We start from the raw sequence: 2796 nt of genomic DNA on the forward strand, positions 1-2796 counted from the left end.
TGTCATGGATAATTTTCTCGCCTGGCGGGAGGAAGACTACCAGGAACTCATCGCCCGCGGCGAAGAATCTTCGAAAAAGAAAGTTGATAAAATTGTCGAGCTGCTCGACGAAAAAGGATTTTTAAAAGTCGGCCAGATCGAGTCGATTCTCGACCAGGTCAAGCGCCAGCAGAAACGGGTGGGCTTTAACGGTGATTATTCCGAATGGATGGCCAACCACCGGGTTGAGCGAATCGACGCAGCAATTGCAAGAGTGAAGAATAAATAAAAGGACTCAAAATGAAACGTCGCAATTTCTTAAAAACCGGTTTTGCCCTCGCACTCGCCTCTTCTTTTTTGATGACTGAAATTTTCCTCAATGTTTATGCATCGCCGGCGCAGGAAAATTCTGAGTATTCGAGTTACAAACCCGGCGACCCCATCTCGCCGGAGGCCTTTGTTTTAGATAAAGATTTGAATCCCCACAAGCTGCTGGACTTAATTAAAGATTCCGGCGCTCAAGTAACCATGTTGTACATTTACGGCGGCGGCGCCATGAATAAACCGGATAAGCTCGGCGGAATTTGGTGCCGCGATTCATTTGAAGATTCTTACGTTCTGCGTTTTATTCACGAGAAATATGCAGAAAGTTCAGACGTGAAAATACTCTCCGTGGCCAGCGCCCCGGTCTATTCAACCAAATCTTTCGACCTGGCCGACCGCGTCCTGCTTGACGAACCGGACGATTCCGAGGCTTTTAAAGAAGCCCGGCAAATTTTCATCGACAGTACCGAAGACGTGGTTTTTGACAAAATCATTCCCTCTGAAACGTACTATGACGTCCGGTTGCGGCTGCTTTTCAACCGGCGCGAGGATTTGCAGCCCGGTGAAGGTTACGGCACAATCCACGATTGGCAGGGAAAATTCCGCGCTCCCGGCGAAACCCAAAAATACGGCACTCCCACCATTTGGCTCCTGGATGCAGACGGCGTGGTTTTAGAAGAGGCTTTTCACGGCAACATCTACCAGGATCAGGAATTAAGTTACACCGTTCTGGAAGTCGATAAGGCGATTCAGAAGCATTTGGAGTAAAAAAAGTTAACTAAATTTTAAAGTCCGAAGGCGTCCCGCCGAGGATTTGTCTCCCACTTGAAAAACTACCTAAGGCTGTCTTGAGCTTGTCGATGGACGCCGTCGCCCTAACCTTATCAGGACAGCTTGTTGCACAAAGTATGATATATTAACCTGGCTAATTCATGAATTTCCATGTCAGTCAAAAAACTTCAATATTGTCATGCCCGAGTAGTCGGGCATCCATTGCTTGAACTAAGCTGTTGATTTGTAATGGATTCCCGCCTTCGCGGGAATGACGACTTTTATGGTTTGTGAATTTATTCAGGTTATTTTGCGTTTTTTTACTTTGTTTGAGAAAATTTTGTCCGTTTCCCCCTCTAGTTTATTTGAGGTATGCCAAAAATCAGAATAGTTTAACGGCATGAATTAATTGACTTTTTCTCGATAAATCCTTAATTAAATTTGAGTCCGGATAAATTTTTTCCGGCAGGCCTGAAAGTTTAGGGATAAACGAAGGGTACAAAATGAGCAAGCCTGCTGTTTTCATTAGCTATGCGAGGCAGGATTTGGGCCTTGCGAAAAAGTTTGAGCGCGCGCTAGCCGAACGCGGGTTCTCTGTCTGGCGCGACCAGGAGAGCATTTATGCCGGCGAGAACTGGCCCAAAGCAATTGGTGAGGCCATTTCCTCTCAAAATTACGTTTTGCTTTTTTGGTCCAGGCACGCCGGGAAGTCCCACTTTGTCGAGTTTGAATGGACCACGGCCATTGCTCTACGAAAATCGATTCTTCCCTGTCTGCTGGATGAAACTCCTTTGCCACCCTCTTTAACCACCTATCAAGGTATCCCCTTTACAGATTTTGAAAAAAGTCTTGGGAAACTTCTTAACTCGTTAGAAAAATCAATTCCCGAATCTGACATTCAACACAATCAGGAAGTGATATCTAATCTTGAAAAGATCACTCCGGGGAAGCCGGAAGAAGTCATCGAAGCAGCTAAACATATTTTTAAGCAGCATGGTTGGACGGTACTGGGTGATTTTTATCAAGCTGCCCGGGACATTAATATTACCGTGCAAAAATCCGCACCGGGTTCCTCAAGAAACTTTTTTGAAAAATGGCAGTTCGTGGCCTTTTTAGCCGCCGCTTTGACAGTCGTCAGTCTTCTGCTTGATTTACCTGCAAAAATCGGTTTGTTCGATGCGGGAGATGAAAAAGTGCAAATTGCTCAATCCGTGTCCGGGACAATTTTGGACAAGGGGAGCGGCAATCCACTGACGGGAGTTTACGTTCATACGCCGGAATTTGTAGATAAACACGGAGCGGTTTTTTCCGCTATTTCAGATTCGAATGGACGATTTTCAATTCCAAGTGTCCTTGCCTTTCATCAAGAATCTATAAGATTGGTTGCGCAAAAACAAGGATACAAAACCTACCGTACCGATGCAACCCTCGGGAATCCCAAACAAGAATTTCATATGGAGAAAATGCAATGATGAAGCGTTGGCTCTTTTTGTTTATCGTAATTCCAACTCTCCTCTTTGCCCAAGAAAAGAGATGGCTGCAGGGCAAAGTTGTAAGCATTGGTGAGAACAACGAAGAAACGGCCGAAGAAAACCTCAAAGTGACCATTGATGAAACCGGTGACAGCGACATTACCACGACAAACGGCAGATTTCGAATCTTTTTACCGGCTCACTTTAAGGCCGGCGAAAAAATTACGCTCTCCATAAAAAAAGAAGACTA

At 45.2% G+C, this 2796-nt stretch carries 4 protein-coding genes; all 4 read left to right on the forward strand.

Going from position 1 to position 2796, the window contains the following annotated elements; all coding sequences use genetic code 11:
- Nucleotides 1–268 (forward strand): hypothetical protein (locus tag IH879_22145; GenBank protein ID MCH7677628.1); only part of this gene is annotated, 268 nt, incomplete at its 5' end.
- Nucleotides 269–279: 11 nt separating this feature from the next.
- A complete protein-coding gene (locus tag IH879_22150) occupies nucleotides 280–1071 on the forward strand; it encodes a hypothetical protein (protein MCH7677629.1) in 792 nt (263 codons plus the stop codon).
- 506 nt (nucleotides 1072–1577) lie between these two features.
- The gene (locus IH879_22155; GenBank protein MCH7677630.1) at nucleotides 1578–2546 is read left to right on the forward strand and encodes a TIR domain-containing protein; all 969 of its coding nucleotides are present in this window, start codon (nucleotides 1578–1580) and stop codon (nucleotides 2544–2546) included.
- On the forward strand, nucleotides 2543–2796 hold a 254-nt coding region (locus IH879_22160), incomplete at its 3' end, for a hypothetical protein (GenBank protein ID MCH7677631.1). The genes IH879_22155 and IH879_22160, both read left to right, overlap by 4 nt.

The sequence above is a fragment of the candidate division KSB1 bacterium genome (genome assembly GCA_022562085.1).
Taxonomy (GTDB): Bacteria; Zhuqueibacterota; Zhuqueibacteria; order Oceanimicrobiales; family Oceanimicrobiaceae; genus Oceanimicrobium.

Excerpts from the sequence above, each read along its gene's own strand:
- IH879_22155 (MCH7677630.1), top strand. The coding sequence starts at position 1,578 with ATGAGCAAGCCTGCTGTTTTCATTAGCTATGCGAGGCAGGATTTGGGC.
- IH879_22150 (MCH7677629.1), top strand. The coding sequence starts at position 280 with ATGAAACGTCGCAATTTCTTAAAAACCGGTTTTGCCCTCGCACTCGCC.